This is a genomic window from Rhodoferax sp. GW822-FHT02A01 (assembly GCF_038784515.1).
Lineage (GTDB): Bacteria > Pseudomonadota > Gammaproteobacteria > Burkholderiales > Burkholderiaceae_C > Allorhodoferax.
The window spans coordinates 1,328,546-1,354,878 of sequence record NZ_CP152376.1; the positions used below are offsets into that span (position 1 = coordinate 1,328,546).

Annotated in this window: 24 protein-coding genes and 1 pseudogene; 8 read left to right on the top strand and 17 right to left on the bottom strand. The window is 58.6% G+C overall.

Going from position 1 to position 26,333, the window contains the following annotated elements; all coding sequences use genetic code 11:
- Positions 1 to 34 precede the first annotated feature (34 nt).
- From AAGF34_RS06260 to ccmA, 6 genes are read right to left on the bottom strand one after another with little or no spacing between them, the layout of a single operon-like run.
- Positions 35 to 1,987: a heme lyase CcmF/NrfE family subunit gene (locus AAGF34_RS06260; RefSeq protein ID WP_342619756.1), complete on the bottom strand. Its 1,953-nt coding sequence runs from the start codon at positions 1,985 to 1,987 to the stop codon at positions 35 to 37.
- A gap of 2 nt (positions 1,988 to 1,989) precedes the next feature.
- Positions 1,990 to 2,445 (bottom strand): cytochrome c maturation protein CcmE, encoded by a 456-nt coding sequence (ccmE, locus tag AAGF34_RS06265; protein WP_342619757.1) that lies wholly within the window; start codon positions 2,443 to 2,445, stop codon positions 1,990 to 1,992.
- Positions 2,442 to 2,618 carry a heme exporter protein CcmD gene (ccmD, locus tag AAGF34_RS06270; RefSeq protein ID WP_342619758.1) on the bottom strand — a complete coding sequence of 59 codons (177 nt, stop codon included), beginning with the start codon at positions 2,616 to 2,618 and terminating at the stop codon, positions 2,442 to 2,444. The genes ccmE and ccmD overlap by 4 nt, the downstream gene beginning before the upstream one ends.
- A 10-nt stretch (positions 2,619 to 2,628) precedes the next feature.
- Positions 2,629 to 3,369 carry a heme ABC transporter permease CcmC gene (gene ccmC, locus AAGF34_RS06275; protein ID WP_342619759.1) on the bottom strand — a complete coding sequence of 247 codons (741 nt, stop codon included), beginning with the start codon at positions 3,367 to 3,369 and terminating at the stop codon, positions 2,629 to 2,631.
- Complete coding sequence (gene ccmB / locus AAGF34_RS06280) at positions 3,366 to 4,019, bottom strand: heme exporter protein CcmB (RefSeq protein WP_342621047.1); 654 nt, start codon at positions 4,017 to 4,019, stop codon at positions 3,366 to 3,368. Before ccmB ends, ccmC begins: the two co-directional genes overlap by 4 nt.
- Before the next feature lie 5 nt (positions 4,020 to 4,024).
- Positions 4,025 to 4,705: a cytochrome c biogenesis heme-transporting ATPase CcmA gene (gene ccmA / locus AAGF34_RS06285; protein ID WP_342619760.1), complete on the bottom strand. Its 681-nt coding sequence runs from the start codon at positions 4,703 to 4,705 to the stop codon at positions 4,025 to 4,027.
- A 379-nt stretch (positions 4,706 to 5,084) separates the two neighbouring features.
- Between ccmA and AAGF34_RS06290 the strand changes: the two genes are divergently transcribed.
- Both AAGF34_RS06290 and AAGF34_RS06295 read left to right on the top strand, forming a co-directional pair.
- Complete coding sequence (locus AAGF34_RS06290) at positions 5,085 to 9,539, top strand: autotransporter domain-containing protein (protein WP_342619761.1); 4,455 nt, start codon at positions 5,085 to 5,087, stop codon at positions 9,537 to 9,539.
- Positions 9,540 to 9,543: 4 nt separating this feature from the next.
- Positions 9,544 to 11,499 (top strand): hypothetical protein, encoded by a 1,956-nt coding sequence (locus tag AAGF34_RS06295; protein ID WP_342619762.1) that lies wholly within the window; start codon positions 9,544 to 9,546, stop codon positions 11,497 to 11,499.
- 44 nt (positions 11,500 to 11,543) lie between these two features.
- Here AAGF34_RS06295 and AAGF34_RS06300 read toward each other — a convergent pair whose 3' ends face one another.
- The 7 genes from AAGF34_RS06300 to glnK form a co-directional block, all read right to left on the bottom strand.
- Positions 11,544 to 12,284 carry a FecR family protein gene (locus AAGF34_RS06300; protein ID WP_342619763.1) on the bottom strand — a complete coding sequence of 247 codons (741 nt, stop codon included), beginning with the start codon at positions 12,282 to 12,284 and terminating at the stop codon, positions 11,544 to 11,546.
- Positions 12,285 to 12,370: 86 nt separating this feature from the next.
- Positions 12,371 to 13,606, bottom strand: coding sequence for a glycolate oxidase subunit GlcF (gene glcF / locus AAGF34_RS06305; protein ID WP_342619764.1), 1,236 nt, complete (start codon positions 13,604 to 13,606; stop codon positions 12,371 to 12,373).
- Positions 13,584 to 14,744, bottom strand: coding sequence for a glycolate oxidase subunit GlcE (glcE, locus tag AAGF34_RS06310; RefSeq protein WP_342619765.1), 1,161 nt, complete (start codon positions 14,742 to 14,744; stop codon positions 13,584 to 13,586). The genes glcF and glcE overlap by 23 nt, the downstream gene beginning before the upstream one ends.
- A gap of 65 nt (positions 14,745 to 14,809) precedes the next feature.
- Complete coding sequence (locus AAGF34_RS06315) at positions 14,810 to 15,730, bottom strand: SMP-30/gluconolactonase/LRE family protein (RefSeq protein WP_342619766.1); 921 nt, start codon at positions 15,728 to 15,730, stop codon at positions 14,810 to 14,812.
- Positions 15,727 to 16,593 (bottom strand): aldose 1-epimerase, encoded by an 867-nt coding sequence (locus AAGF34_RS06320; protein WP_342619767.1) that lies wholly within the window; start codon positions 16,591 to 16,593, stop codon positions 15,727 to 15,729. Before AAGF34_RS06320 ends, AAGF34_RS06315 begins: the two co-directional genes overlap by 4 nt.
- 139 nt (positions 16,594 to 16,732) lie before the next feature.
- On the bottom strand, positions 16,733 to 18,274 hold the full coding sequence (gene amt, locus AAGF34_RS06325) for an ammonium transporter (protein ID WP_342619768.1): 1,542 nt from the start codon (positions 18,272 to 18,274) through the stop codon (positions 16,733 to 16,735).
- 33 nt (positions 18,275 to 18,307) lie between these two features.
- Complete coding sequence (glnK, locus tag AAGF34_RS06330; RefSeq protein ID WP_342619769.1) at positions 18,308 to 18,646, bottom strand: P-II family nitrogen regulator; 339 nt, start codon at positions 18,644 to 18,646, stop codon at positions 18,308 to 18,310.
- 252 nt (positions 18,647 to 18,898) lie between these two features.
- Here glnK and AAGF34_RS06335 point away from each other — a divergent pair.
- Positions 18,899 to 19,981: pseudogene (locus tag AAGF34_RS06335) on the top strand (YifB family Mg chelatase-like AAA ATPase); the annotation flags it as partial.
- 48 nt (positions 19,982 to 20,029) lie between these two features.
- Here AAGF34_RS06335 and AAGF34_RS06340 read toward each other — a convergent pair.
- A complete protein-coding gene (locus AAGF34_RS06340; protein WP_342619770.1) occupies positions 20,030 to 21,511 on the bottom strand; it encodes a recombinase family protein in 1,482 nt (493 codons plus the stop codon).
- 105 nt (positions 21,512 to 21,616) lie between these two features.
- On the opposite strand from AAGF34_RS06340, the gene AAGF34_RS06345 reads away from it, so the two are divergent.
- Complete coding sequence (locus tag AAGF34_RS06345; RefSeq protein ID WP_342619771.1) at positions 21,617 to 21,859, top strand: XRE family transcriptional regulator; 243 nt, start codon at positions 21,617 to 21,619, stop codon at positions 21,857 to 21,859.
- A gap of 149 nt (positions 21,860 to 22,008) precedes the next feature.
- The gene (locus tag AAGF34_RS06350; RefSeq protein ID WP_342619772.1) at positions 22,009 to 22,587 is read left to right on the top strand and encodes a hypothetical protein; all 579 of its coding nucleotides are present in this window, start codon (positions 22,009 to 22,011) and stop codon (positions 22,585 to 22,587) included.
- A 213-nt stretch (positions 22,588 to 22,800) separates the two neighbouring features.
- On the opposite strand, the gene AAGF34_RS06355 is transcribed toward AAGF34_RS06350, so the two are convergent.
- Positions 22,801 to 23,025, bottom strand: a complete 225-nt coding sequence (locus AAGF34_RS06355) for a hypothetical protein (RefSeq protein ID WP_342619773.1) — start codon at positions 23,023 to 23,025, stop codon at positions 22,801 to 22,803.
- A gap of 210 nt (positions 23,026 to 23,235) precedes the next feature.
- Here AAGF34_RS06355 and AAGF34_RS06360 point away from each other — a divergent pair, with 210 nt between their 5' ends.
- Positions 23,236 to 23,712 carry a hypothetical protein gene (locus AAGF34_RS06360; protein WP_342619774.1) on the top strand — a complete coding sequence of 159 codons (477 nt, stop codon included), beginning with the start codon at positions 23,236 to 23,238 and terminating at the stop codon, positions 23,710 to 23,712.
- 209 nt (positions 23,713 to 23,921) lie between these two features.
- Positions 23,922 to 24,302, top strand: coding sequence for a RidA family protein (locus AAGF34_RS06365; RefSeq protein WP_342619775.1), 381 nt, complete (start codon positions 23,922 to 23,924; stop codon positions 24,300 to 24,302).
- Between the two features lie 236 nt (positions 24,303 to 24,538).
- On the opposite strand, the gene AAGF34_RS06370 is transcribed toward AAGF34_RS06365, so the two are convergent.
- Together AAGF34_RS06370 and AAGF34_RS06375 are read right to left on the bottom strand one after the other, a co-directional pair.
- Complete coding sequence (locus AAGF34_RS06370; protein WP_342619776.1) at positions 24,539 to 24,973, bottom strand: hypothetical protein; 435 nt, start codon at positions 24,971 to 24,973, stop codon at positions 24,539 to 24,541.
- Entirely contained in the window at positions 24,970 to 25,845 is an 876-nt protein-coding gene (locus tag AAGF34_RS06375; protein WP_342619777.1) for a hypothetical protein, read from the bottom strand. Before AAGF34_RS06375 ends, AAGF34_RS06370 begins: the two co-directional genes overlap by 4 nt.
- 63 nt (positions 25,846 to 25,908) lie before the next feature.
- On the opposite strand from AAGF34_RS06375, the gene AAGF34_RS06380 reads away from it, so the two are divergent.
- Entirely contained in the window at positions 25,909 to 26,145 is a 237-nt protein-coding gene (locus tag AAGF34_RS06380) for a helix-turn-helix transcriptional regulator (RefSeq protein ID WP_342619778.1), read from the top strand.
- The last annotated feature ends 188 nt before the right edge of the window (positions 26,146 to 26,333 follow it).

Sequence of the window (26,333 nt, forward strand, 5' to 3'; positions counted from 1 at the left end):
GGCAGTGAATACACGCAGTGACGAACGTGGGGGCTCATACTTTCACTCCCGCTTTGCGGCGGTAACGCCTGTCGGTCAAGGCCAGGAATCCCCCAAAGGCCATCACCAGGCCACCGCCCCAGATCCAGTCAATAAAAGGCTTCACATAGACGCGGATGATCCAGGCTCCGCCCTCCACCTCTTCACCCATGGAGACATACAGGTCACGGGTCAGGCCCGGGCTGATGGCCGCTTCCGTCATGGGATTTTGCTGCACGCGGTAGATGCGCTTCTCCGGGTGCAGTTCGGCCACCCTGCTGCCGTTGCGGGTGATTTCGATCTGGGCGCGCGTCGCATCGTAGTTGGGGCCGGTAATCTGCTTGACGCCCTTGAAGGCAAACTGGTAGCCCTTCACCGTGGTGGTGTCGCCTACGGCCATCTTGACGTCACTTTCGACCTCATAGGTCTTGACCATGGTCACACCAAAGCAGAACACGGCCACGCCGATGTGCGCCACCATCATGCCGGCCAGCGCACGCGGAATCTGACCCATGCGACGGCGCAACTCGGCAAAGCCTTTGCCTTCGGGGCGCACACGCTCCCAGAAGTCGGTGGCCACGGAGCTGAAGATCCAGTAGGACATCATCAAGCCGATGCTGGCCACCAGATGGATGGAGCCCGCCAGCAGGCCGGTGAGGATGGAAGCGACCACGGTCACACCCGCGGCCCACTTCAGGCGGCTGGCCAGATCCGGCACCGAGGTTTCCTTCCAGCGCGCCATGGGCCCGACGCCCATCAGGAAGATGGTAGGCAGCATCAGCGGCATGAAGACCGAGTCGAAATACGGCGGGCCTACCGAAATTTTGCCCATGCCCATGGCATCCAGCAGCAAGGGGTAGAGCGTGCCCAGCAGCACCACACCGGCTGCCACCATGAACAGCACGTTGTTGGCCAAGAGCGATGTCTCCTTGGAGAACAGCGCAAAGCGTGCGCCCAGACCCACGGTAGGAGCGCGCCAGGCAAACAGGGTGAACGAGGAGCCGATCACCACTGTCAAAAAGGCCAGAATGAACAGGCCGCGGCGCGGGTCAGTGGCAAAGGCGTGCACCGATGACAGCACGCCCGAGCGGACCAGGAAGGTGCCCAGGAGCGAGAACGAAAACGCCAGGATCGCCAGCAGCACGGTCCAGTTCTTGAAGCTGCCGCGCTTCTCGGTCACTGCCAGCGAGTGGATCAGCGCAGTGCCCAAGAGCCAGGGCATGAGCGACGCGTTTTCCACCGGATCCCAGAACCACCAGCCGCCCCAGCCCAGTTCGTAGTAGGCCCAGGAGCTACCCATGGCAATGCCCACGGTCAGGAACATCCAGGCCACGGTGGTCCAAGGGCGGGTCCAGCGCGCCCAGGTGGCGTCCAGGTTGCCGCCTATCAAGGCCGCAATCGCAAACGCGAAGGCGACACAGAAGCCGACGTAGCCCATGTAGAGCGTGGGCGGGTGAAACACCATGCCCGGGTCCTGCAACAGCGGGTTCAAGTCCCGGCCATCAGGGGGTGCGGGAAACAGCCGGTCAAATGGGTTGGAAGTGAGCAGCATGAAAAGCAGAAAGCCCACGCTGACCAGCCCCATCACCGAGAGAATGCGCGAGAGCACTGGCTGCGGCAAATGGCGGCTGAAAATCGCGACGGCCACCATCCACACCACCAGCATCTGCACCCACAACAGCAGCGAGCCTTCATGCCCGCCCCAGAAACCGGCTATCTGGTACTGCAAGGGCAAGGCGGTGTTGGAATTGGAAGCCACATACAGCACCGAGAAGTCGCTGCGGATGAAGGACACCATCAGGCACACGGAAGCCAGTGAAACCAGGCAGAACAACAGGTAACTGGCAGGACGCGCCAGCGCCATCCAATCAGCCCGACCACGCGCTGCGCCCCACATCGGGAGCACCCCGAGGACGAGCGCTACACCCAGCGCCAGCCAGAGAAAGAAGTGACCAAGTTCAGGAATCATGTTTATTTGCTCGTAACCAGGGATGCGGCGGTTTTCTCGTTGCTCTTGGCGGCGTTCTTGAGTGCTTCTGCTGCTTCGGGCGGCATGTAGTTCTCATCGTGCTTGGCCAGAACCTCCTTGGCAATGAACACGCCGTCCTGCAGCTTGCCCTGTGCCACCACGCCTTTGCCTTCCTTGAACAGGTCGGGCAGGATGCCTTCAAAGTGCACCGGCACGGTTTGCGCCGTGTCGGTTACCTTGAAGTCCACGGCCACGCCGTCGCGCTTGACGCTGCCGGCCACCACCAGACCGCCCAGGCGGAAGGTGCGGCCCACGGGCGCCTCCTTGGAGGCGATCTGCGAGGGCGAGAAAAAGAACACCAGATTGCTCTGAAAGGCATTGAGGATCAGCGCAGCCGCTGCACCGATCACCAATACCACACCGGCCGCGATGGCCAGCCGTTTATGCCGCGTTTTCATATTTGTTCACCTTGTTCATCCCATTCACTCAGTGCCGCCAAAGCTGCACGGTGTCTGCGTGCAGCCAAAGCAGGCTCCAGCAGCATCCAGGCAGCCGTTACGCCGTAGGAGCCCCATACATACAGGCCATAGCCACCCATGGCAAAAAAATCACTCGCGCTATTCCAGATCATGGTGTCACCTTCACTTCTTTGCCAGGGCTTGCACCCAATCGGCGCCGCGCTCACGCTCCAGCACGATGGCGCTACAGCGTCTGAACACCACGGCAAAAGCATAGGCCCAGAAAGCCACGGTCATCAGCAACATGGAGGTCAGCATGGTGGTGGCCATCTTGGGAGCAGCCGTCATGCTGATGGTGGCGCCTTGGTGCAAGGTGTTCCACCAGCGCACCGAAAAATAGATGATGGGCACATTCACCGCGCCGATGATGGCCAGCAAGGCACCCGCATGGTCGGCACGGCGCGTGTCGTCAATGGCTTCGACCAGGGCCATGAAGCCCAGGTACAAAAACAACAGGATCAGTTCGGACGTAAGCCGTGCGTCCCACACCCACCATGCGCCCCAGGTGGGCTTGCCCCAGAAGGCACCTGTCCACAGCGCCAAAAAAGTAAACGCGGCTCCGGTAGGTGCCAGAGCGCGCGCCATCATGGACGCCAGCCGCGCATTGGCCGCCCAGCCGAACGCAGCCCAGCCGGCCATGGCCAGATAGATCACCATGGACATCCAGGCCGCGGGCACGTGGATAAAGATGATGCGGTAGGCATCGCCCTGGGTGGCGTCCGTAGGCGCCACAAAGAAACCGATGTACAGCCCCCAGACGGCAAACACCGCGGCTATGGCATACAGCCACGGCACGCTCCAGCTTGCCAGCCAGTAGAAGCGCGAAGGTGCGGCGAAGTAAAAAAGTCGTGGCAGGTTTTTCATACAGATATGCGCAAGGCTGCAGCAGTGGCCACTGGCGCGCCCAGCGACGTCAGCAGCAACATCGCTCCCAACAGATAAAAATGGCCATTCGGCGCCAGCCCCGCTTCCGCAGCCGACACCGCGCCAGCGCCAAAAATCAACACCGGAATGCACAGGGGCAGCACGATCAGCAGGATCAATACGGCCGAGTTGCGCAACCCCAGCGTCAGCGCTGCACCCATGCCGCCCATCATGCTGAGTATCGGTGTACCCAGCAAAAGCCCCAGAGCCATCAGGCCAATGGCTTCCCAGGACAGGCCAAACAGCAGCCCCAACAGCGGCGACACTAACAGAAGCGGTACACCGGTCATGAGCCAGTGGGCAAAGCCCTTGGCCACAGCCAACTCGGTGCCCGACATGCGCGAGATCAGCATCTGCTCCAGCGAGCCATCGGCGTAGTCGCTCCCATACATGGAGTTGAGCGACAGCATGCTGGACAGCAGCGCACAGACCCAGACAATGCCGGGCGCTATCTGCTTGAGGGTGGACGGCTCCGGCCCTACACCCAGCGGAAACAGGCTCGCAGCCACCACGAAGAACGCCACCGGCAGCAAGGCCTCTGCCGGCCTTCTGCTGGCCAGGCGCAGGTCGCGCGCCAGAACTGCCACCATGGGGTTCACTGCATCACCTCGGCGCTGCGCGGCGCGGCGCGCGTTCCCTGCAAGGTCAGCTCCACCAGCGGCAAGCCCTCGGGGCGCACGGGGATGTGGCTGGTGAACAGCACGATGCCGCCGCGTTGCACGTTTTCGCGGAACAGCTCCTGCACCAGAGCCAGACCGGCGTCATCCAGTGCGTCAAAAGGTTCGTCCAGTATCCAGAGGCCGGGTCGGTCTTCCAAGGCCAGACGCGCCAGCGCAACGCGGCGGCGCTGGCCTTGCGAAAGCATGCGCACCGGTAGCTTGCGCCGATGAAACACACCCATGCGGCGCAATGCCGCTTCCATGCGGTCCTGCGGGCAGACGCGGCCATGCACGGTGGTGAGAAAACGCAGAGCCTCCACGGCTGTCAAATCGTCCTTGAGTGCATTGGCATGGCCCATGTAGACAAGGCGGGCGCGGTAGTCTTCAGATTCGGACAGCGTCTGGGTATTCCAGTGGAGCTGGCCGCCATCGGGGCGGGACAGGCCTGCCAGCACGCGCAAGAGACTGGTCTTGCCACTGCCGTTGGAGCCGCGCAGCCAGACCAGCTGGCCTGCCTGCAGTTCAAAACTCAGTGCCTTGAACAGAACCTCAGTGCCCCGGCGAACGGTGAGATCCTGGGCCCGCATGCCCGCGCTCTGCTCGTGTTGAAAAGTCAAATCGTCCGCCAAGGTAAATAAGAACCCCGCCACATCGGGCACATGCTGTAGCGGTTTCCCCCGCCGCCAGGCTCCAAGAGTGGTGGATTATCGCCTGCCAACATTAAGAGACATTGACGTCCGTCAAGTCCAAGGGCCTTGCCCGTATCAAGCTGTAAATCACATCTACCCCCGGGCAAGTTCATCAGTTTTGCCGTTTTGGTACCGGCAAATGCCACCTGGATGCAACGGAACAACTGGCAACACATTGCAAGACTGCAAAGTATTTGCCACGGCTGCTTACATTTGTTTACATTTACCTGCAAGCGCCTTTGTCAAACTTTGTAGGGATTGCGGGTGCGGCCAACATAAATACTGCTACTTATGGGGACCACTTGGCATGCTTTCATTCCTTGTGCTGATATGTAACAAGCTCAAAAGGGCCCTCGGCATTCTTGCCCTGACGCTGCTGGCCTTCTCCACTGCGCAGGCGCAGTCAGTTTCCGCGGGACAGGGCATATACCGGACAACCGGCTCCACCGGGTATGGCGTGTGCTCAAGTTGCCACTTCGGTACGGAATACAGCACCACCCAATCGGTAACGGCCCCGGGGCACCCCAATGCCTCCAACGACCCGACCTTCCTGAAGACTGCGCTTTCCTCCGGAGGTCTCATGTATGCCGCAGCGGGTGGCACGCCCACGCCACCCAGCGACGCCAACATCACCTCGCTGGCCCTCTACATCGGCCAGTATTTCACGCCGCACTTCAACACCACCACCAGCACCTTGAGCGTGAAGTCCGGCGGCTCGGCTACCAAGGACGTGTGGGGCTACCTGGCCTCCGGCACTTCCGGTGGCTCTGCGGCAGATAACGGACTTGCCGCAAGTGCCTCCCACGGCACGGCCACACCCACGCAGGCCGCGGGATCGCTGGCCATGCAATACAACATCGGCTATACATCCAATGCCAATTACACCGGCTCGGACTCCATTAGCGTCACGGCCACCAATCCCAAGGGCACGTCCAATACACACACCATTGGCGTTACGGTCTACGGTTTCACTTCAGCGCCCAGCTCAGCAACCGGGGATGCAGGCGTCGCGTATACCTCCGGCTCTCCATTGGCGACCTTCACTTCCAACGACTCGTCTGCCACGTTCGCCGCGTCAGGCCTTCCTGCGGGATTGAGCATGACAACCGGCGGGAAGATTGTGGGCACACCGACCACACCCACCTCTTCCGGCGCTGCCACTGTGACAGTCACCGTGACGCTGCCCAGTGCCGTGGATGAAAGCGTCAAGACGCTCAGCACCACGATTTCGGTGACCATCCAGGGTTTCACCAACGCTTCCAGCCTGTCGCTCTCGCAGGGCGCCACGACCAACCTCCCGTTCAACGTCGCCGTCTATCCGTCAGCCGCCATATCGCTCAGCGGCACGTTGCCGCCTGGAGTGACGTACGACTCGGCCAATAAGCGACTGACCAGCACATCCGGCCCGCTCACTGCAGGCAGTTATCCGGTGACGCTGACCTCCGGATCACTGTCGCAGACGCTCACCATCACGGTGGCCCAGGCCAGTGCCCCGGTCATCACGACCGACCTTGCACAAAACAATCCCACGGTGCTTGGCACCGTGGGAACGGCGATCACGGCGTTCCACATCCTTGCGACCAACCCGCAGTTGGTCAGCCAGTACTACGTTTCAGGGGTCAGCGGTCTGTCGGTGGACTCGACAGGGCTGGTGACGGGCACGCCCACCGTGAGTGGTGATTTCACACTCTCGCTGAACGCCACGAATGGCGCCTTGGGAACGGCCAAGACCGTCAGTGTGCGGGTCAATGCCGACCAAGCCCCGGTCATTTCCAGCGCAGGCACGGCAACGGGAGCGGTAGGAACTAACGCGACCCAGTACACGATTGCCACATCCGGCGCCAATGGTCCGTTGACCACCACGCCGTACTCGGCATCCGGCCTGCCACCCGGGCTGTCGGTCAACAGCAGCACCGGGGCCATTTCTGGCGCACCCACGGTCAGCGGCATTTATAGCGTCACGGTTTCGGCAATCAACACCGGCAATCTGACGGGCTCCAAAACGGTCGTATTCACCATCAACCCAAATGCCGTGTCCACCATCACCAGCCCGGCCAATGGGGCTTCAACCGTGTTTACCATCAACACGACCACCACGGTCCAATTGGTGGCAACCAACCTGCCTGCCACCTTTGCGGTGACGCCGGCCCTGCCCGCAGGCTTCAGCCTGAACACCGCCACCGGGCTCATCACGATTTTGCCGACCGCGCCAATGGCAAGCACGGCCTATACCTTCACGGCGACCAACCTGATAGGACCCAGCGCACCCATCACACTGAACTTCGCGGTCGGGTCGCCTGCGCCAACCGGTTGCACGCTGACCACGCCTCTCAACACTGCGCAAACATTGGACCTGAGTGCCTGCATGTTCAATGGCCTGTCGCCCACCGGTTTTACCGTCTCGGTCGCACCTGGGCATGGCAGCACCCAACTGAGTGGAACCAAACTCACCTACACCCCGGCAAAGGATTACTTCGGTACCGACTCCATGATGGTAGTTGCGTCGTTTGGCGCGCTCAAGGCATCGGCGGGTACCGTGTCCATCACCGTCACCGGCCGCCCCGATCCCACACAGAACGCAGCCGTCACCGGGCTGGTAGCCAACCAGACGCAAACCGCATTGCGTTTCTCGCAGGCACAGGTTTCCAACTTCGGGCGCCACATGGAAAGCCTGCGGCGCCCGGGAGGACCGGGCGGCCAGCGCAGCGGACTCGGGGGGTTGACGCCGGCAGGCGCACAGGTGGTGAACAACCCGGGTTCTGATAGTGCCTGGAATACGACAGCAACGGGCAATGGCAACTTTGGCAATGCGGCCCTGACCAATATGCTCTCCGCTGGCATGCCCCAAGCATCCGCACCCGGAATGCAAGTCGGCAACGCCACCCAGTTGCCTACCGGAACCAACCCCACTGCGTCCTTGCCGGTGGAGTCAGGCGTCTCCATGGCAATGAACCAGCTGGGTGTTCCCAATGCGCCGTTGATCGGCCTTCTGTACAACCTCAACCAGAACCGCACCCTGGATCTGGGCGCACTCAAATCGGCGTTTGGCAGTGACGGCCAATCAGGGGCGACCTTGCCAGGTACTTCGGTGTGGGTGGAAGGCGTGGTCAGCTTTGGCTCGCGGGATGCCAACGGCGCGGTGAGCGCGACCGAGTACAGCTCCAACGGGATCAGCGTCGGTGTGGATATTCCGGTCAGCGATGCATTCACCTGGGGCATGGGAGTGGGCCTGGCGCGCGACGTGGCCTACATCGGCACGGATGGCTCACGCAACCAGTCACAGGGCTATTCCGTGGCAGCGTACGGCAGCTACCTCTTTGGCGAAAACGCCTTTGTCGAGGGCATGCTGGGGGTGGGAACGATTGACTACGACATGCGGCGCTGGGTGGACCCCATGGCGGATTTTGCGCTGAGCAACCGCAAGGGGCTGCAGATCTTCGGCTCCATAGGCACCGGCCTGGAGTACCGCAACAACGGCCGCATGATTTCACCCTATGTGCGGCTGGACTTCTCGCAGGACAGGCTTGATGAGGTCTCGGAAACCGGCGCCGGCAACTATGCCCTGCACTACTTTGAACAGACCAACAACAGCTCGCAGGCCGTGCTGGGTCTGCGAGGCGAAGCGGTTCACTCCACGTCCTTCGGCTGGGCCGTGCCGCGCGCCCGCGTGGAATGGCGTCAGGACCTGATGGACGGCAGTGATGCGGTCATCTCCTACGCCGACCAGATCGGTGGCACGCGCTACTCCATCGCTCCCACCGACAGCCGGCGCAGCGCCATGGTGCTGGGCCTAGGCAGCGAGTTCTTGTTCCGCGACGGCTGGTCCTTTGGTCTGGACTACCAACTCAGCCGGGTGTCCAGCTCGGAGTCTAGCTATGCATTGCGCATGCGGCTGACCAAGGAGCTTGGGGCCAAGGGCCTGCGCAATCTGCTCAAGGGCGATGAAGAAATAACGGATGACGAAAACGAGATCACCGTGGACTCCAGCGCCACCTGGGATGACAACATCACCCGCGCCAAGTTGGGCAGCGACATCCGCTCCGACATGGTCTACACGGTGAACGTGAGCCGCACGCTGGAGTACCAGCTGACAGGAAATACCCGCTTCCTGCTGACCGGTGTGGCCACCGGCGAACGCTTCCAGAACTTCAACGGCTTGAGCCGCTTCGCGCTGGGCGCAGAGGCCACGCTGCAATACCGCGGATCGGCAGATTTCGATGCCCCCACCTGGGGTCTGGTGGGCAAGGTCACGGGAGAGGACTACCAGTCCAGCCTGCGTGACGGCATACGCAGCTCCGTTGGTGGCACCTGGCTGCAACCCCTGACGGACCGCATCACGCTGTTCAGTGCGCTCATGTACAACACGCGCCAGGCCAACGACTCGGTGTTTGAGACCCAGGACACATCTTTGCGCATGAATGTGGACTATTCGCTGGGCAAAGGAGCCACCCTGTACCTGACCGGCGAATACCGCGATGGCGACATCGTTTCCACCGGTCACCGATCGCTGGAGAACATCACGATCGCCCAGGCGCGTGTACAGGACGACGCCTACCCCAACGGAGAATTCTTCAGCTACCGGCTCAAGGGCACGACCGCACTGTTCACGCTGGGCTACAACGTCGGGTTGGGTGCACGCGATTCACTGGACTTCTCGTGGCGCTATGTGCAGTCCACTCCGGAGCTGCGACCTGCCTGGGCGACGTCGCCGAGCAGCTACATCAGCAACCAACTGTCCGCCACCTACCTGATGCGCTTCTGAGGTCATGATGCACAAACGATTTGCGCTTCCCGCTTTCACTACGCTGTTGCTTGGGGCCAGCTTGCTGCTCTCTGCCTGTGGCGGAGGCACGGGTGACAGCGGCGCTGCCGCATCCAGCAGCCCTGCCAGCCAGGCCGGACCTGCCGGGCCCAACAGCTTTCTGCTGTTTCCCAATCCGCAGGTGCAGACAGATGGCTCGCTGCAGGTGGACTCCACCGCCTACGCCACGGCCTATTACCAGGCGATAGACCCGACCAACGCGCGCGCCACTCTGGCAGGCTTCAAGGCTACCAATGGTTTTGGCACAGGCGGCAACGAGATCAGCATCGTCATCGGCGACCAGCGGGATCTGGGCTATGGCCGCAAGATGACGGGCCGCATGAACGCGGACGGCACCATCGCCTTTGTGGTGGAAAACTATCTGGTCGGTGGCTACGGACCCTACACCCCGTTTAACGTGGAAGCCGCCGTCAACGCCGAATCGCGCTGGCACATCGGCACCAACGGCATCGAATTCAGCCCAGGCCCAGGTGGCACGGTCAACTTTGTGAAGTTCTACACCTTCGACCCGATCTCTGGAGCACGGCTGCTTGCGGCCAACCTGGACGGGCGCGGCAACAAAGCCATGCCAACCATCTGCATCACCTGCCACGGCGGTCGCGGAGATGCGCTGACTCCATCAGGGTTGTTCCCCAAGCTGACGTACTCCCAGTCGGGCGCACGAGGCGATGTTGGCGGGCAGACCCATGCATTCGAGCCGGCATCGTTTGATTTCTCCAGCATCAGCGGCTTTACCCGCGCGGCGCTGGAGAGCAACATCAAGGAGCTCAACAAGATGGTGCTGTGCACCTACGCCAAGCCGGCCTCCGAGACCGCGGGCGCCTTCGACAGCTGCCGCCGTGCAGCCAATGTCAACGAATACCAGGGCACCGCAGCGGCACATATCAAGCACATGTATGGCGGCAATGACCTGCCCAATGCCACGGCCGAAACCTCTGACACCTATCTGCCTGGTGACTGGGGCAGCACCGGCCAGAGCAGTCTGTACGCAGACACTGTGACCAACGCCTGCCGTGTGTGCCACAGCATGCGCGGCAATGGCAATCAGTCGGATATCGATTTCGAGTCCTTCACCAAATTCGACGGCTATTCCGATCGCATCAAGACCCATGTGATCGACCGCGGCAACATGCCGTTGGCCAAACTGGTGTACGACAAGTACTGGACCACGCCGTCGATGTTTGGCGCCATGGCAACTTACCTGGCCGGCAAGGGCTTTGCAGATGCAAATGCACAGCCGGGCAGACCGGTGGCAGACCCCGGACCAGACCGGATCATCAAGAGCAACACGACCACGCTCTCGGCTGCCATGAGTCTGTACTCGAGCACCTACCAGTGGAGCGTTCTCACAGGCAACGCCACCCTGACCAATGCCAACACCGCAACGCCCACGTTCACGGCAGCGGGCGGCAACGGCAGTTACACGCTGCAGCTGGTGACGGGCAATGGCAGCACCGTCAGCGCCCCCAAGACGCTGACCATCGCGGTGGACTCTACGCTTACCTGGGACCCGCAGGCGGTGTCGTTCAACAATGCAACACCCGCCAATCAGATCCGCGACATCCTGCAAAACGGAGGTGGTGGCTGCAGCCTCGCCTGCCACGTCAACACGGCAACGGCCCCGAAACCGTCCGTCTTCTACAACGACTATGACCGGGCCGGCACGGGGGTTGTTGCAGGCACCGATGCCACCAACCGGAACTGGCTCTACACAGAAGTGCGCTCCCGGATCAACTTCACAGATCTGATCGCCAGCCCCCTGCTGCGCAAACCATCTGGCCACCACCACAATGGCGGTCAGCTCACTGGATTTGATACCAGCAAGGCACTGGGTAATTCAGCCCGCGTGGATTACGACAAGCTCGTTGCCTGGATTCTGCGCGGCGCGCCGGAAAACTGAAGCGCTTGAGGTGTGCGTCTGCCAGGGCAGGCGCACGTGGGGGATCAATAGGTTTTGCGCGGGCCGCTGTATGCGTCTTTGCCAAACACGAAAGGCGTGGTGCGTCCGACGATGGCCTCGATGAGCGCGAGCTCCTGGTCGGTGTGGTTCACAAAGGGCGCGTTGCGGATATTGCGTCCGGCACCGCCATCCTTGACGATGTAGAGAGGCCGGTCGTGGTGGCTCGCAGCCACAGTCTCATGGCTCTCTGGATCGTCGGTTGCCTGCACCTGGGTCATGCCGTAGCACGTGCAGAAATAGGTCTGTGCAGGGTCTGCTTCGATGTAAAAACCGGTACCGCGAATCCCCACCGTAGCGGTGCTGGTCTTCACGGTCATGGGGGAGTTGCGGGACACCGAAAGCAGCTTTCCCGTGAGCAACTGCAGTCCTGCAATAACCGAGGACAGCTTGGAGTCCTGTGCCAGAGAAGCCTGCTGAATCGTCAACGTGCTGCCGCCGCGCAGAATCATGGCGTGCGTACCGACGGCAAATACCACCTGGCTGTTGGGGCCGGTCTGAACCGTATCGCCGGGTTTGATGAGTGTGCTCTTGTCAGCAGGTTTGTTGTTGACCTGCACGTCGCCGCTGGTGGAGAAAACAGATTGCCCTTCAGGTAACTTGGCGGGCTTGCTGCCCAGAATGCTTTGTGCCTGCACTGCATCCCAACCCGCGGCCAGCATGCCGGTAGACAAGGCACGGATCAGCCACGCGCGACGGGGATCATCGATCTCTTCGAACTTGCTCATGGAACACCCTGATGGTTTATGCGAGCGCACGCCTGCAACTCTGGAAAAGCGTAGGCCGCATTATGGGCGTTATCGCCCGTTTTTGCCTAATGCAGAGCGTCGTCCAGTACCTCGATCCAGTGCCGCACCGCAGTGTTTGTCCCGCTTTGCAAATGGGTGATGCAACCGATGTTGGCGCTGATGATAGTCTCGGCCGAAGTCGGTTGCAGGTTCTGCAACTTGCGGTCACGCAACTGGTAGGCAATGTCCGGGTTGAGCACCGAATAGGTCCCTGCTGAACCGCAGCACAGATGGGATTCGTTGCTGGCCAGCCGCACGGCAAAACCCAGCTCCTGCAGGTGCTGCTCCACGCCACCGCGCAGCTGCTGCCCGTGCTGCAAAGTGCAAGGGGGATGAAACACCAGTGGACTGCGGGGCGTACCCTTGAGCTTGCCGCGCAGTGCAGGAACCAGATCGGGCAGGAGTTCGCTCAGGTCCCGCGTCAGTTCGCTGACCCGTGCGGCCTTTGCCGCGTAGGCCGGGTCGTTGCGCAGAATGTGTCCGTATTCCTTGACGGTCACACCGCAGCCGGAAGCATTCATTACCAGCGCCTCCACGCCGCTTTGGGTATCGGGCGCAATCAGCGGCCACCAGGCGTCGATGTTGGCGCGCATCTGGTCCATGCCGCCGTCCTGGTCATTCAAGTGGAACTTGACGGCACCGCAGCAACCGGACTTGCCCACCACCACGCTCTGGATTCCCGCTGCATCCAACACGCGTGCCGTGGCAGCGTCGATATTGGGGCTCATCGTGGGTTGGGCACAGCCCTTGAGCAGCAGCACTTTGCGCGCATGGTTGCGGCCGGGCCAGTTGCCACTTGGCTGACGCGGTGGCACTTTGTTCTTCAGACTGCCGGGCAAGAGCGGACGCAGCAGCTGGCCGAGTTGCATGGACGGTGCAAACAGGGGAGATGGCAAACCTTCCTTCAACGCCCAACGCACGGCTTTTTCTGCTGCGGGGCGCGGCACCTTGGCATCCACCAGCTTGCGACCAATGTCCACCAGATGCCCGTAATCCACACCGCTGGGGCAGGTGCTCTCGCAGTTGCGGCAGGTCAGGCAGCGGTCCAGATGCATCTGGGTGGCGCGGGTGGGCGCGGCGCCTTCGAGCACCTGCTTCATCAGGTAGATGCGTCCGCGCGGACCATCGAGCTCATCACCCAGCAGCTGGTAAGTCGGGCAAGTGGCCGTGCAGAAGCCGCAGTGCACGCACTTGCGCAGAATGGCCTCGGCCGCTAACCCGTCGGGGGTGTTCTGGTACTCAGGCGCGAGATTGGTTTGCATGGAGGGTGAGTCCCGGATTGAAGATGCCCTGCGGGTCAAAACTGGATTTGAGGCGTTGGCTGATGGTTTGCAACGCGCGGTCATCAGAAATCAGGGCGGCACGTGCCTGACCGCTGTCCGTACCGGGAATCATGAATACGCTGGCGCTGCCGCCTACGGCACGTGCGGCGGCTTCGATGCCGGAACGCGCCGCAAGAGGCGCCCATACCCAGCGCAAGCCGCCATGCCACTCCACCAAGGGCTGTGCAGGCAGTTGCAGCACGAGCGCGGTTTGCGGCACGCTCAGGCGCCACAGTACGCAGCCTTCTGGCGCTGCGGTGAAGAAGGGCAGTTGCTGGTTGCGGCACAGCTCCCAGTCCGATGCGGTCTGTGCATTGTCCAGACGCTGACCGGGCACTTCAGCCAGCATGCGTTTGCACGCGGCATCCACTGCCGCGGCGGCTCCACGCAGCCGCAGGTACAAGCCCGGCCTCGGAGCTGCGTCTTTTACCGAATCGTCCATGACCCAACAGCTGGCATTGAGCGGCAATGGCTCAGCCCCCCAGCGCTGCAGATGGTCCAGCGCCACGGCCTGCTCCAGAGCAAAGTACAGCGTGGCCTCGGACGGCGCGAAAGGCAATACCTTGAGCGAGACCTGGGTAATCAGACCCAGGGTTCCGCGCGCACCGGCCATCAAACGGGAGACGTCATACCCCGCCACGTTCTTCATGACCTGACCGCCAAAAGTCAGCTGCTGCCCCAGACCGTTGATGAGTTCAAGCCCGAGCACATAGTCGCGCACGCTGCCGGCATTCGCCCGCGCAGGGCCGGAAAGACCGCAGGCAACCATGCCACCCACCGTGGCCTGCGCCGCGCCGGACCAGGCGTAGTGCGGAGGCTCAAACGGCAGGTATTGGCCTTTTTCGGCCAGCAGTGCTTCCAGCTCGCGCAAGGGTGTTCCCACGCCCACGGTGACCACCAGCTCGGTCGGCTCGTAGTTGATCACACCGCTGAGCCCCCGGGTGTCCAGTACGTCCCCGTGGGAGGTTCCCTGAAAGGACTTGCTGCCACCGCCTCTGATCTGCAGAGCGGTGCCGTCCGATCGGGCTGCGTGAATGCGATCCGTCAGGGTTCGCAGGGCGTGTTCCAAATTTGGCATGGCCGCGATGTTACGTGCTGGACGCGGCGCAAAGCGTGAATTTTTTGTATGCAATACCTTGAAAATTAGTCCGCAAACGCGTTGACGGGCAGGCCCGGCACCTCCACGCGCGTGGCAAACACGGCGCCTGACGCAGGGAACTGCACCAGCTCTGCTGCGCTTCTGCCATGCCCCGCGGAGGTGACATACAGCGTCTGCAGATCCTGTCCGCCAAAGCAGGGCATGGTGGGACATTGGGCCGGTGTTTCCAGTTCCTGCAGCAAGCTGCCGTCGGGGGCAAACTGACAGACGCGTCGGCCTTCGTACATGGCAACCCAGTAGTTGCCTTGTACGTCCACGGCCGCGCCATCCGGGCGACCCTGGTAACTGGTGTCTTCGAATGTCCAGCCCTGTGGCTTGGGTGCAAACTGCAGATGGGTGCGGTGCGCACTGAGCGCATTGACCTGCACGTCAAAGTCCCATGCATGCACCACGTGGCTGGGGGTATCGGCCCAGTACAGCACCTGATTGGAGGGGCTCCAGGCCAGGCCGTTGGCCGTCAGCGCATCTCCGGCCTGGCGCGTGACCAGCGGTGCTCCAGAGCGGCAATCCAGTGAAAACAGTTCGGCAGCACGTCCCGCCTTGGGCTCGTCGATGGTGCCGATCCAGAATCGGCCCAGCGCATCGCATTTCCCGTCATTGGCTCGGATGCAGCTTGTGTCGTAGGGAAGTTGAACAATGCGCTCCAGCGACCCACCCCAGCTTCGGGCACGGTACACGCCGTCGCGCAGGGCGACCACCAGGCCACCCTTTGCAGCAGGCGCTATGCAACCGGGCTCGGACGGCATGTCCCACGCCTCTACGCCGCTCTGCGATGCGTGCATGCGCAGGAGCTTCTTCCCGCTGATGTCCACCCAGTACAGCCGCTGCTCCTGCGGATGCCAAAAGGGGGATTCGGCCAAGGCGTACGTGTCGGTGCCTACGGTGCTCCAGATGGGTTTTTTCATACGACCTCCTCCACACGGATGCGCATGGTGGCGCGCATGGACTGACCGGGCTGCAGGACCTGCATGCCCAGCGCTTCAAGTGTTGCCTCTCCTTGCTCCGCCAAGGACAACGCATTGTTGACGTGGCTGACGGGCTCAATGGCAATACTGTCCCGCGCAGGCGTGGTGAAGACCACCAGACGCGACAAGTCCGAGCTGACCTCTACACGCAACGGCCCGCTCTGCAATTGCAGGGCTCCGGCCCATCCTTCAAAGCAGTGGTCCACCGTCAGGTTGGCGCAATCCGTATCCAGACCGCTGTGGGCGAGCGCATGCGTAGGCAACATGTCAGCACCCATTTCCCAGCGACTGTTGCTGGAAAAGCGAACGTGGGTTTGTGCACTCTTGGCAAAGTAGGGGTGCCAGCCCAGCCCGGCCGGCACGGCCTTTGCGGCGCGGTTGGTGATGCTGATGTGCATCTCCAGGGTATGGGCATCAAGCGTAAAGACCTGCTCCGTCTCAAAGGCAAATGGCCAGTAGTCATCGGCAACGTGGTGGTACGTCAAACGCGCCTGGCTGGCGCTCATCCGCTCCGCGTCCCAAGCCCGCATCCAGCCCACGCCATGGATGCAGTGGGGTTCCTGCGGGAAGTTGGGCGCCAGCACATAGTCATGCCCATCCCAACGCAGTTGGCGATAGCCCACCCGGTTCGAATAGGGGACCAAGGGATAGCTCGCACCGTCCAAGCCTGATTGCATCTGCGCTGCCGGTTGGTGTCTGAGCACCTCATGTTCCCCAAACCACAGGCCGGCAAGACTGCCTCCCAATGCGGGAACAATTTCACAACGCATGGTCGAGGCGCGGAGGGTGATGGTTTCTGTCATCGGGATTCTCGTTGGGCAAGGGATGGCAGATTGTGCATTCCGCAAGCGCCCAAAAAGAAGCCCGGCGCAACTTCGGGGTTACCAAAGTTGCGCCGGGCGCATCCGCCAGCAAACTGGCGGCCAAGGAGAGACTCAGGGCTTAACGGCCGTAAGCAGACTCGCCGTGAGAAGTGACGTCCAGACCTTCGCGTTCGTCTTCTTCGCTGACACGCAGACCGATGGTCTTGTCAACAATGAAGTAAGACACGAAAGACACGACGCCGGACCAGACGATGGTGGTCAGCACAGCCTTGGTCTGGATCCAGACCTGGGCGCTGATGGAGTAGTCAGCAGCGGTGATGCCGGTTGCAGTAACCCAGTCGGCCACGTAGCCAGGGCCACCCAGGGAAGGCGAGTTGAACACGCCGGTCAGGATCGCACCCAGGATACCGCAGACACCGTGCACGCCGAACACGTCCAGTGTGTCGTCAGCGCCCAGCAGCTTCTTCAGACCAGTCACGCCCCACAGGCCGGCGAAACCGGACAGCAGACCGATGATCAGTGCACCACCGATGCCCACGTTGCCGGCAGCAGGTGTGATGGCAACCAGACCCGCAACTGCACCAGATGCAGCACCCAGCATGGAAGCCTTGCCCTTGTGCAGTGCTTCACCCAGAGACCAAGTCAGCACGGCAGCAGCGGTAGCACCAAAGGTGTTGATGAAGGCCAGAGCGGCGAAACCGTTGGCTTCCAGAGCGGAGCCGGCGTTGAAACCGAACCAACCCACCCACAGCAGGGAAGCACCCACCATGGTCAGTGTCAGGCTGTGAGGAGCCATGGATTCCTTGCCGTAACCGACGCGCTTGCCGATGAAGTAGGCACCCACCAGACCCGCCACAGCAGCGTTGATGTGCACAACGGTACCGCCAGCGAAGTCCAGAGCACCCCATTGCCACACCATACCGGCGCTGGCATTGACCTTGTCCACCACTTCCTTGCTGGTGTAGGCATCAGGACCTGCCCAGAACCACACCATGTGGGCGATGGGAGCGTAGGAGAAAGTGAACCACAGGACCATGAAGGCCAGCACGGCAGAGAACTTGATACGTTCGGCAAAGGAACCGACGATCAGGCAGCAGGTGATACCGGCGAAGGTTGCCTGGAAGGCCGCGTACACGATTTCGGGAATGTAGACGCCCTTGCTGAAGGTCGCTGCGTTCGCGAAGGTGCCAGCAGCGTTGTCCCAGATGCCCTTCATGAAGAGGCGATCCAGTCCACCGATGTAGGCGTTGCCTTCCGTGAATGCCAGGCTGTAGCCGTAGATGAACCACAGCACGACGATCAGCGAGAACGTCACCAGGACCTGCATCAGCACGGACAGCATGTTCTTGCTGCGCACCAGGCCGCCGTAGAACAGGGCCAGGCCGGGAACCGTCATCAGAATCACCAGCAGTGTGGAGACCATCATCCAGGAGGTGTCGCCCTTGTTGGGAACGGGAGCAGCCGGAGCCGAGGCGTCAGCGGCCGGTGCAGCTGCGGCTGCAGCTGCACCGGCGGGAGCTTCAGCAGATGCTGCAGCAGCGGGAGCGGAAGCTTCAGCCTTGGCTTCGGCAGCGGCCGGAGCAGCAGTTTGAGCTGTGGCAAACGTGGCGGCCGTCAGCAGGCCCAACCCCAAGGCTAGGGATACAAGCAGTTTTTTCATGGTTCGTTCCTTTATTTATTTGTCAGAAGCGCCTTAGAGGGCCTCTTTACCTGTCTCACCGGTACGGATGCGCACGGCTTGCTCAACGTCATAGACAAAAATCTTGCCGTCGCCGATCTTTCCGGTGCGAGCCGCACCTTCGATGGCTTCAATGACTTGCTCCACCAGTGCGTCATCGATGGCGGCCTCAATCTTCACCTTGGGCAGGAAGTCCACGACATATTCAGCACCACGATAGAGCTCTGTGTGGCCTTTTTGCCGTCCGAAGCCCTTGACTTCGGTGACAGTAATGCCTTGCACACCAATGCTTGACAAGGCTTCTCGCACCTCATCGAGCTTGAACGGTTTAATGATGGCCGTCACGAGTTTCATGTGTTCACCTCAGCTTGTTTACAGGGGTTGCAGACACCGGGCTGGATCAGCCGGCTTCTCCAAAAAAAGATCAGGAGATAACCCCACTAAGCAGAGTCCGTGCCAACCGCTCGGACCAATGCCCCCACTTTTTGTGTGCACCAAATGGCGCCTCATCCGTTGCAAACACTGTATAAATAATCAGAACGCACCATTTAGGTGCCAACACAAAAGCGCACCCAATGGATGCGCACTTCTTTGGGAATCTCGCAAATGAGCTTATGTTTGGTGCAAAGCCGCGCCCTGCTAGGACTGGAGGCGGCAAAGGTCACTGTAGAAGTGCATCTGGCCAATGGCCTGCCCAGCTTTACGCTGGTCGGCCTGGCGGATGTGGAAGTCAAGGAGGCGCGCGAACGGGTGCGCTGTGCCATCCAGAATGCCGGCCTGGAGTTCCCCTCCAACAAGCGCATCACCGTCAATCTGGCCCCGGCAGACTTGCCCAAGGATTCAGGAAGGCTGGATTTGCCCATCGCGTTGGGCATTCTGGCAGCCAGCGGGCAGGTCGACGGGGCCCGGCTGTCCGGATACGAGTTTGCCGGCGAACTCTCTCTGTCCGGCGACCTGCGGCCCGTAAGAGGAGCGCTGGCCATGGCATTGACACAGGTGGGAGACGCTAGCGCCACCAAGCTGGTGTTGCCCCAAGATAGCGCCCAAGAAGCGGCGCTCGTGCCACAGGTGCAGGTGTATTGCGCCCGGCACCTGCTGGATGTGGTGCGTCAATTCGCGCCTGCCGGGCAAGAAGTAGAAGTTCCTCCGGGTCTCTGCACGGAGGACGGCTGGTTTCGTGTGGAGCCCGTAGTGCAGTCTGCCAGCGCATCGCTCCCGGACCTGGCCGACGTCAAAGGGCACGCCAGTGCCAGGCGCGCGCTGGAGATTGCCGCCGCAGGGGGACATAGCGTGTTGCTGGTAGGTCCTCCGGGCTCGGGCAAGTCCATGTTGGCCCAGCGTTTTGCCGGGCTGTTGCCAGACATGACGCATGAAGAGGCCTTGCAAAGCGCGGCCATCCAGTCTCTGAGCGGGCGCTTTCGCATGGAGCAATGGGCCATGCGCCCTACCGGGACACCCCACCACACGGCCAGCGCGGTAGCCTTGGTCGGGGGTGGCTCGCCGCCACGACCCGGCGAAATTTCACTGGCGCACAACGGCGTTCTGTTTCTGGATGAGTTTCCGGAGTTCAACCGCACCGCCCTGGAGGCTCTGCGCGAACCCCTGGAAACCGGCACGATCACCATCTCCAGGGCGGCGCGGCGCGCCGAATTTCCTGCCCGTTTCCAGTTGATTGCCGCCATGAATCCTTGAAGATTCATTGCTTAAACACCATCAATTAAAATAGTAAGAGGGAATTTACATTGTCTCTTGCGAGTTCGAAGAACTCGCAAGACCTGGGTTGTAGAGGAAGTTGAATTCAACTTCTCCGTCTCCAATGACGACATGGTCAAGGATCGTTTCCACGACTTGTCTGCGTTCAGTATGAGGGAGTGTGTCCCAGCGTTCGACCAGGTCTTTGCTTCCCGTTAGAACTTCTTCCTGTGACGTGAGCGCTATCTTGAGAACATCACGCTTGGCCTGTAACTCTGGAAGCTCGTCTTCTATTTGATCAAGTCGCGTGCGGAGCTTCCCATACCGGGGCGCAAATCCTTTCTTGTCCAAGGCACCGATTTGGTACAGCTCAATAAGCTTGTCAGCTTCACTGGTGAGCTTTTTTTGCTCAGCGTCCAGACTTGCAATCAAGCCTTCAAATGACTTCACCTGTTCGTTACCAGCCTGCACATGTCCAAAGATTTCATCTGGTGAGAATATGAAAGCACGCAACTCTTCCTTGAAGATTGCTTCCAGGTCGTTGACTGGGATCTTGTTACGGCATTTGCTACAGGTGTACTTCGGTGAGTTTGACGGTACGTACATCTTTGACCCGCATCCGCATGAGGTGACACCTGCAAACAGATGTACTACAGACCGGGTTTGTCTCTTACCCTTTGTTCGCTTTTCATCCAGGATTGCATTTACCTCAGTCCACAGCTGTTCAGTCACGATGGGTTCTACAGGTGTCAGTACCCATTCGCTTTCAGGTTTTACCTGCCAAGCACCATTTGAGTTCGTGGTCTGCGTGTAATTGGCACGGCGAACGCCTTTAGCTGTGGTGTCACGTAGCAGCCGATCTACCGTGGTGTCGGTGAATGGGCTGTTATTTCTGGTGCGATAGCCACGATCGTTGAGTATGCGCGCCACCGTCTTCTTGCGCCTGTGTTCCAAGAAGAGTTCGTACATAAGCTTGCGGATAGGGGCCTCGGCTTGGTTGATGACCAGCTTTTGCTCTACCCACTCGTATCCAAAGCTTGCGGCGCCACCAAGTGGCTTTCCCAATTGAGCACGCACTGGAACAGATGCAGATACACGTGCGGAGATCTCCTCACGCTCCCACGTGGCCATGGCAGCAACTATGGTGTAGAACAGTCGCCCCGCTGGTGTTGAGGTATCTATGGCCTCACCGAGAGACACAAGGTCTGCGCCCACATCCCGGAAGTAGTCAGCGAAATCAAGAAGTTCTTTAGTGTTACGTGCCAGGCGGGCGAGCTTGGAAAAAATGAGGCCAGTAATATGACCGCTCTTGATGTCGGCAAGCATCCGCTTGGCTTCTGGATGATCTTTGACCGTTTTTCCAGAAGTTGCGTCCAGTCGGTAGACCTCCACTACGTTCCAATCCCTCGACTCAGCATATGCCCGAGCGCGATGTTCATGGATTTCAGGGGATTCGCCACGTACTTGGTCTTCGGTACTGACACGGAGCCAGATACCGACATGCTTCTTGCCGTCCTTTTCCACCATGAATGTCCCCTAAGGAATATGGGTTTACATGTTACTCGTTAATTAGTGTTCAATCAAGTGGTTTGCACACAAATCAATGTGCAACGTGTATGCTTGGCGGTTGCAATGAACTACGAAGAATTCACCACCTTACTTTCCGGCACCAGCCTTTCAGGGCGGGAGTTTGCCAAGCTCCTCAAACTCAACCCAAATACTATTGCCAATTACAAACAGAAAGGGGAGATACCTTCGCATCTGGCTGTTATTGCGGTCTTGATCCACCAAATGGAAAGTCACGGAGTTGAGTACCGAGCACAGATTGAGGCACTAGGTCTACAACCGAATGCTCCGCGGGGAAAGTCGCTTTGACAGCAGTAATATCTGCAGCTGAAGTCATGGCCACACAACATAGAGCCACGGCATACGACACCAGTTTATGAGATAAATTAATTGCAAGGATGGGAATGCCAAACGGGAAAGCTGCATATATCATTCGCATAAACCTTCCAATACTCAGCATGCAAAACCGAAGCCCTTACAACCTCTACCGCTTCCCTTCCAAGGTCTTTTTCTTTGTCTTCATGCTCTGCATGTGCGCCTGGATAAGTCGAATAATCCGTGTCAATCCATTAGTATTTTCCGGCCAATTGTTGTCGTTTAGAACCGCCGAATGGCCTGTCTGGATGGAGCATTTCGCGTCAGCATTGGGATTACCGTCCCTCAGTCTTTCGGTTGCCTATTGGATCGCCGCCCGTCCAGACCCCAAGAAAGTGAATGAACGCACACCTATCCTTGCGTTCTTTATTCCAATCCTGCTCGCCTTCATAACGGTTGTGTTGCTTATCTATGGCGAGGCCGGGCATGAAATTGAACAAACTTTGTTGACGAAGCACTCCAACTATGGTCAGTACCTTGCAGACCGCTGCTTGCCTGCTGACACCATACACGCTCTAGCGCTGTGTGCCTCGGAATACCAAGCAACTGTCTACGCACAAGGGTTGGCCGATTTTGCCGGCACGATCACCTTCATCTGCTTGCTCGCATACAGCACCTGGCATCTAGCACTGGCGCATATACGAATCGGCAACAACAAGTAGTATTTAGCTTCAAGTTGAGGAAATCACATCCCTTGATCCCTTCGCTGTGAAAAGGCAATATTTTCAAGGCCGTTCACTTTGGCCATCGACGTGTCAGACAGCCTATATGTTGCAGATGGACAGACCAGATGATGGTAGGTTTGGAGTGCCACATAAATAATTTCTGAGTTGCCGCAAAATCCGGTTTCCGCTCACCTCTCTTTGACACCGAATTCAGCCTTTTGCTTGGCGTAAAAGTCTTAGAGTTTCTGTGAATACATTTTGAATCGACTCGGTCATAGAGCCAGATTCGTCAACTGCTGACTTATCAGCCAGTGCACCAGCAATCATCTCGTCTATGAACCCTTTTTGTGAAGATTCAAGTCTCTGTAAAAGCATCAACATTACATATGAACACGCACTAGCCTTCACCTCTTCACCAACACGTTCAATAGTCATAAAGATGCTTTTCTACATGTGAAGTGGTAAATTCTATCCTTTCATTGTGATATTGAAGAGTGTCTTCTTTCAGCCCATGCTAGTGGCAGAATTTCCGCGGCGGCAAACGTTTTACTTTTAATTTATTGACTTATCGTGAAGTCTCACTTACAACATTCCACATAATTGCATTGCAACTGCGTCAGTTGGACGAGTGACAGGGAGGGGGAAATGGCTTTGAAAAAACCAATAAAGAAAAACAGCTTGAGCAAATCGAACCTGGACACGCGCAATATGGTCTTGCTAACCGCAAATCCGGTCTGGCGTGCCTTTGCGAAGAAACCAGTTTCACAGAAGACCCAGACCAGCATCGGCCTAGCTGGTCGTATGGCGCTTTACGCACTTACAAACGGTGATGGACAGTATGAGCACTTCAGAGAGCTCGTTGTTACCGCCCATACCGGCATTGTCTTAGCAGAGCAAGGATATGGATATGAAATGCTTAGCGAATTCAATCTTGCATTGGATTCAATACTCGCATGCCGAGTAAGGGCGCTGAATGGAGAGGGCTATAGCCTCCGTGAGCAAGAGGGCCATTCGGTGAATACACTTCTGCAACTTCACGAGGAGCAAGTGCAACTGGCCGAAGAAGCTGAATTGGCTTCAGCAATCGTTGAAGGGTTCCAGCGGGCACAGGAATCAAATTAAGAAGGCTTGAATATGACCATAGACATTTTCGAAGCTCCATTTTTGCTCAATGCGCGCTCGACATTGCGATATTCAATTGAAGCTTCCACAGAAGGACGTTCTAACTTGGTAGTGGAGACATCCTTACTCTGTTGTCAGGGAGTTTTGATGGTCCACTAGACTAGACTTTGAAACGCCCTTTCTTTACCCACAGAAGCTGCAGGATAACAATGCCACGTCAAATTGTCTTCACAACAAATGCGGCAAAGCCGCCGCCAATGTATAGCCAAGCCGTTAAGGCAGCTGGTTTGATTTTTGTATCGGGCACTGCACCAACTGATCCAGCCACCGGCGCCTTCAAGGGCTCTACGATTCAAGAGCAAACACGTCAGTGCCTTACCAACATCCAGGCCATCCTTGAAGAAGCAGGAAGTTCCATGGATAAGATCGTCAGCGTTACTGTCGTCATTGCAGATGAGGATGAATTTGCCGGTATGAATGAAGAGTGGATGAAGTGGTTTCCTTCCAATCCGCCTGCCCGCCAAGGAGCGAAATTGCCAGCTCGCATTCCCGGCCTGAAGGTGTCAATTGCGGCCATCGCCGAGGCTTAACGTTTCCTAGCGTCACACTTGTCGGTTAGTCACCATCAAGCTTTGGCGCGAATGCCACGATAGCCGTCACGCGAACGGAGCTCACAATTTGAAAAGCATGCCAAATGCAAAACAACCGGTCCGCCGATAGTTGCCCATGCGGATCAACTACCTTCACATTGCAATATCCAAAAAAGTAGGTGCTCCATTGTCACTGCTCACTGTGCCAGCGCGCTCCCGCCTGCATTTATAAGGTGTCACATCCCTCGATCCCTCTGCTTTGACTTAATTACATAGCCGCCATCCTGCATATCAAGTGCCACCTTTTCTGTAATCTCACCAATGTTGTCCTTGAATTCATATGTACGGCCAACATTCGAAAGTGAAGATCCACGGACTACAGCAATTTTAGTCTGGGTACCTGTTACCTGAATTTCTACTTTCATATCGACGCTGGAGAACTCTGCTCTGGCAAAGTCCGTGGTGGTTGCGGGCACTGTCCCGCCATTCTTAATGGCAGCATCTTTAAAGGCCTTAATCGCATCACGTTGCCCCTCAAGGGTGACCGTCATGGTTCCAGATTTATGAGCCAGATTTGCCATGCCTACTACGGGCGCTAGCATGCAACCGGAAAGACTGGCTGTTAGCAATGTCAAGATGGTCAGATGTTTGATGATGCCTACTTTGTTCATGGTGTCCCCGCTGCCCAGAAATATTGACTTTGATTGGTGTTGTGCCACATGACGTTGAGCACGGATGGCTTCCCTGTCACTGACGTTTTGAAGGCAACACCATTTATTTGTGCTGCCGTGGTACCAGTTGCGCAGGTTCCTGCAACTGTGGACACTGTGAGACGGAAGTACCCTTTGCCGGTAACTGGGGTCAATGTGCCAGTGAAGGCACAACTGCCAATGTTGGTGACGGTCACCGCACCGGTACTTGAAACAGTGAGGGTTCCGAATGCGGCCATATTTGATGGCAATGCCGCATTCATGTTCCATGTCCCGGCAATATCAGAAGCCGCTGCCTGCACGCTATAGCTTGCTTCCGGCGTACCAGTAAATGACCAGTCCGGTATGGTTGAACCGGAAAGACTCTTTGATCCCGATACCGAAAGCTGCGTAGGGGAAGAGAGTCCTGAGACAGTACAGGTATACAGGAATGAACAGGTAAGTCCAATGATGTCTTTGTAGGTACCTGTCACATTGCCGGATGTGGCGCTGATATTGCCTTTGTTCGCTTCCAACGCAACACCGAGTGATGTTGACCCTGTGGAATACAGGACAGACGGTGTACCCCAGAGTTGTCCATCGGGTTCAACTAAGAGATACCGTAAGCGCGTTTGACTTGCATCTTTGAACAGCCCCTCTACGCCAGCAGTTGCAGTAACAGTGGTTGTTTGTGACGTGGTCGTGGTGGTGTTTGATTGGGTTGTTGTACTTGGGGCACCGCCCCCACCTCCTCCTCCGCATCCGGAAACCAGACCGGCGACGGTCATTGAGAAAAGCAGGCTGCGAGCTTTTCGTCGCAGTGCATCACTACCGATACCGATAGGTCTTTCCATGAGTGAACCTCTCCCTTTTGAGTCCGGAATGGAATATTCCGAAACGGACTCTAGCATAAGGGAATGACGTTGTATAGCCATCGGTATGCCTTGCTTCGAGACGAGCTCATTCGTCTCAGAACGGAAGCGGGCTTAACTCAACGCATGCTGTGCGACAAAATCAAGAAGAGCCAATCGTTTGTCTCCAAGGTTGAAAATGGAGAGCGGTATCTCGACATCATCGACTTCATTGATTGGACGAAAGCCATTAAGGCTGATCCGGCTGTACTGATCCAAAGGATTGCATCAGTCAAGGGGTAGTACAAAAAGGGGGCAGCTTGACGGATTGCACCTCGTCCGAACGACACTAAGCAGAAATCGTTCAAGTTCTTGGATTGAGAATGTCAATGGTGGGCTGAATGTAGTCAAATGCATCGCACGATGTCAGCCCACTCAACGGTAGGTTCATTGTGAAGCCAGTCGGCGCTGTCCGGCTCTGCTGCGCAGCT

Excerpts from the sequence above, each read along its gene's own strand:
- AAGF34_RS06260 (WP_342619756.1), bottom strand. The coding sequence starts at position 1,987 with ATGATTCCTGAACTTGGTCACTTCTTTCTCTGGCTGGCGCTGGGTGTA.
- ccmE (WP_342619757.1), bottom strand. The coding sequence starts at position 2,445 with ATGAAAACGCGGCATAAACGGCTGGCCATCGCGGCCGGTGTGGTATTG.
- ccmD (WP_342619758.1), bottom strand. The coding sequence starts at position 2,618 with ATGATCTGGAATAGCGCGAGTGATTTTTTTGCCATGGGTGGCTATGGC.
- ccmC (WP_342619759.1), bottom strand. The coding sequence starts at position 3,369 with ATGAAAAACCTGCCACGACTTTTTTACTTCGCCGCACCTTCGCGCTTC.
- ccmB (WP_342621047.1), bottom strand. The coding sequence starts at position 4,019 with ATGGTGGCAGTTCTGGCGCGCGACCTGCGCCTGGCCAGCAGAAGGCCG.
- AAGF34_RS06290 (WP_342619761.1), top strand. The coding sequence starts at position 5,085 with ATGCTTTCATTCCTTGTGCTGATATGTAACAAGCTCAAAAGGGCCCTC.
- AAGF34_RS06295 (WP_342619762.1), top strand. The coding sequence starts at position 9,544 with ATGATGCACAAACGATTTGCGCTTCCCGCTTTCACTACGCTGTTGCTT.
- AAGF34_RS06300 (WP_342619763.1), bottom strand. The coding sequence starts at position 12,284 with ATGAGCAAGTTCGAAGAGATCGATGATCCCCGTCGCGCGTGGCTGATC.
- glcF (WP_342619764.1), bottom strand. The coding sequence starts at position 13,606 with ATGCAAACCAATCTCGCGCCTGAGTACCAGAACACCCCCGACGGGTTA.
- glcE (WP_342619765.1), bottom strand. The coding sequence starts at position 14,744 with ATGCCAAATTTGGAACACGCCCTGCGAACCCTGACGGATCGCATTCAC.
- AAGF34_RS06315 (WP_342619766.1), bottom strand. The coding sequence starts at position 15,730 with ATGAAAAAACCCATCTGGAGCACCGTAGGCACCGACACGTACGCCTTG.
- AAGF34_RS06320 (WP_342619767.1), bottom strand. The coding sequence starts at position 16,593 with ATGACAGAAACCATCACCCTCCGCGCCTCGACCATGCGTTGTGAAATT.
- amt (WP_342619768.1), bottom strand. The coding sequence starts at position 18,274 with ATGAAAAAACTGCTTGTATCCCTAGCCTTGGGGTTGGGCCTGCTGACG.
- glnK (WP_342619769.1), bottom strand. The coding sequence starts at position 18,646 with ATGAAACTCGTGACGGCCATCATTAAACCGTTCAAGCTCGATGAGGTG.
- AAGF34_RS06340 (WP_342619770.1), bottom strand. The coding sequence starts at position 21,511 with ATGGTGGAAAAGGACGGCAAGAAGCATGTCGGTATCTGGCTCCGTGTC.
- AAGF34_RS06345 (WP_342619771.1), top strand. The coding sequence starts at position 21,617 with ATGAACTACGAAGAATTCACCACCTTACTTTCCGGCACCAGCCTTTCA.
- AAGF34_RS06350 (WP_342619772.1), top strand. The coding sequence starts at position 22,009 with ATGCAAAACCGAAGCCCTTACAACCTCTACCGCTTCCCTTCCAAGGTC.
- AAGF34_RS06355 (WP_342619773.1), bottom strand. The coding sequence starts at position 23,025 with ATGACTATTGAACGTGTTGGTGAAGAGGTGAAGGCTAGTGCGTGTTCA.
- AAGF34_RS06360 (WP_342619774.1), top strand. The coding sequence starts at position 23,236 with ATGGCTTTGAAAAAACCAATAAAGAAAAACAGCTTGAGCAAATCGAAC.
- AAGF34_RS06365 (WP_342619775.1), top strand. The coding sequence starts at position 23,922 with ATGCCACGTCAAATTGTCTTCACAACAAATGCGGCAAAGCCGCCGCCA.
- AAGF34_RS06370 (WP_342619776.1), bottom strand. The coding sequence starts at position 24,973 with ATGAACAAAGTAGGCATCATCAAACATCTGACCATCTTGACATTGCTA.
- AAGF34_RS06375 (WP_342619777.1), bottom strand. The coding sequence starts at position 25,845 with ATGGAAAGACCTATCGGTATCGGTAGTGATGCACTGCGACGAAAAGCT.
- AAGF34_RS06380 (WP_342619778.1), top strand. The coding sequence starts at position 25,909 with ATGACGTTGTATAGCCATCGGTATGCCTTGCTTCGAGACGAGCTCATT.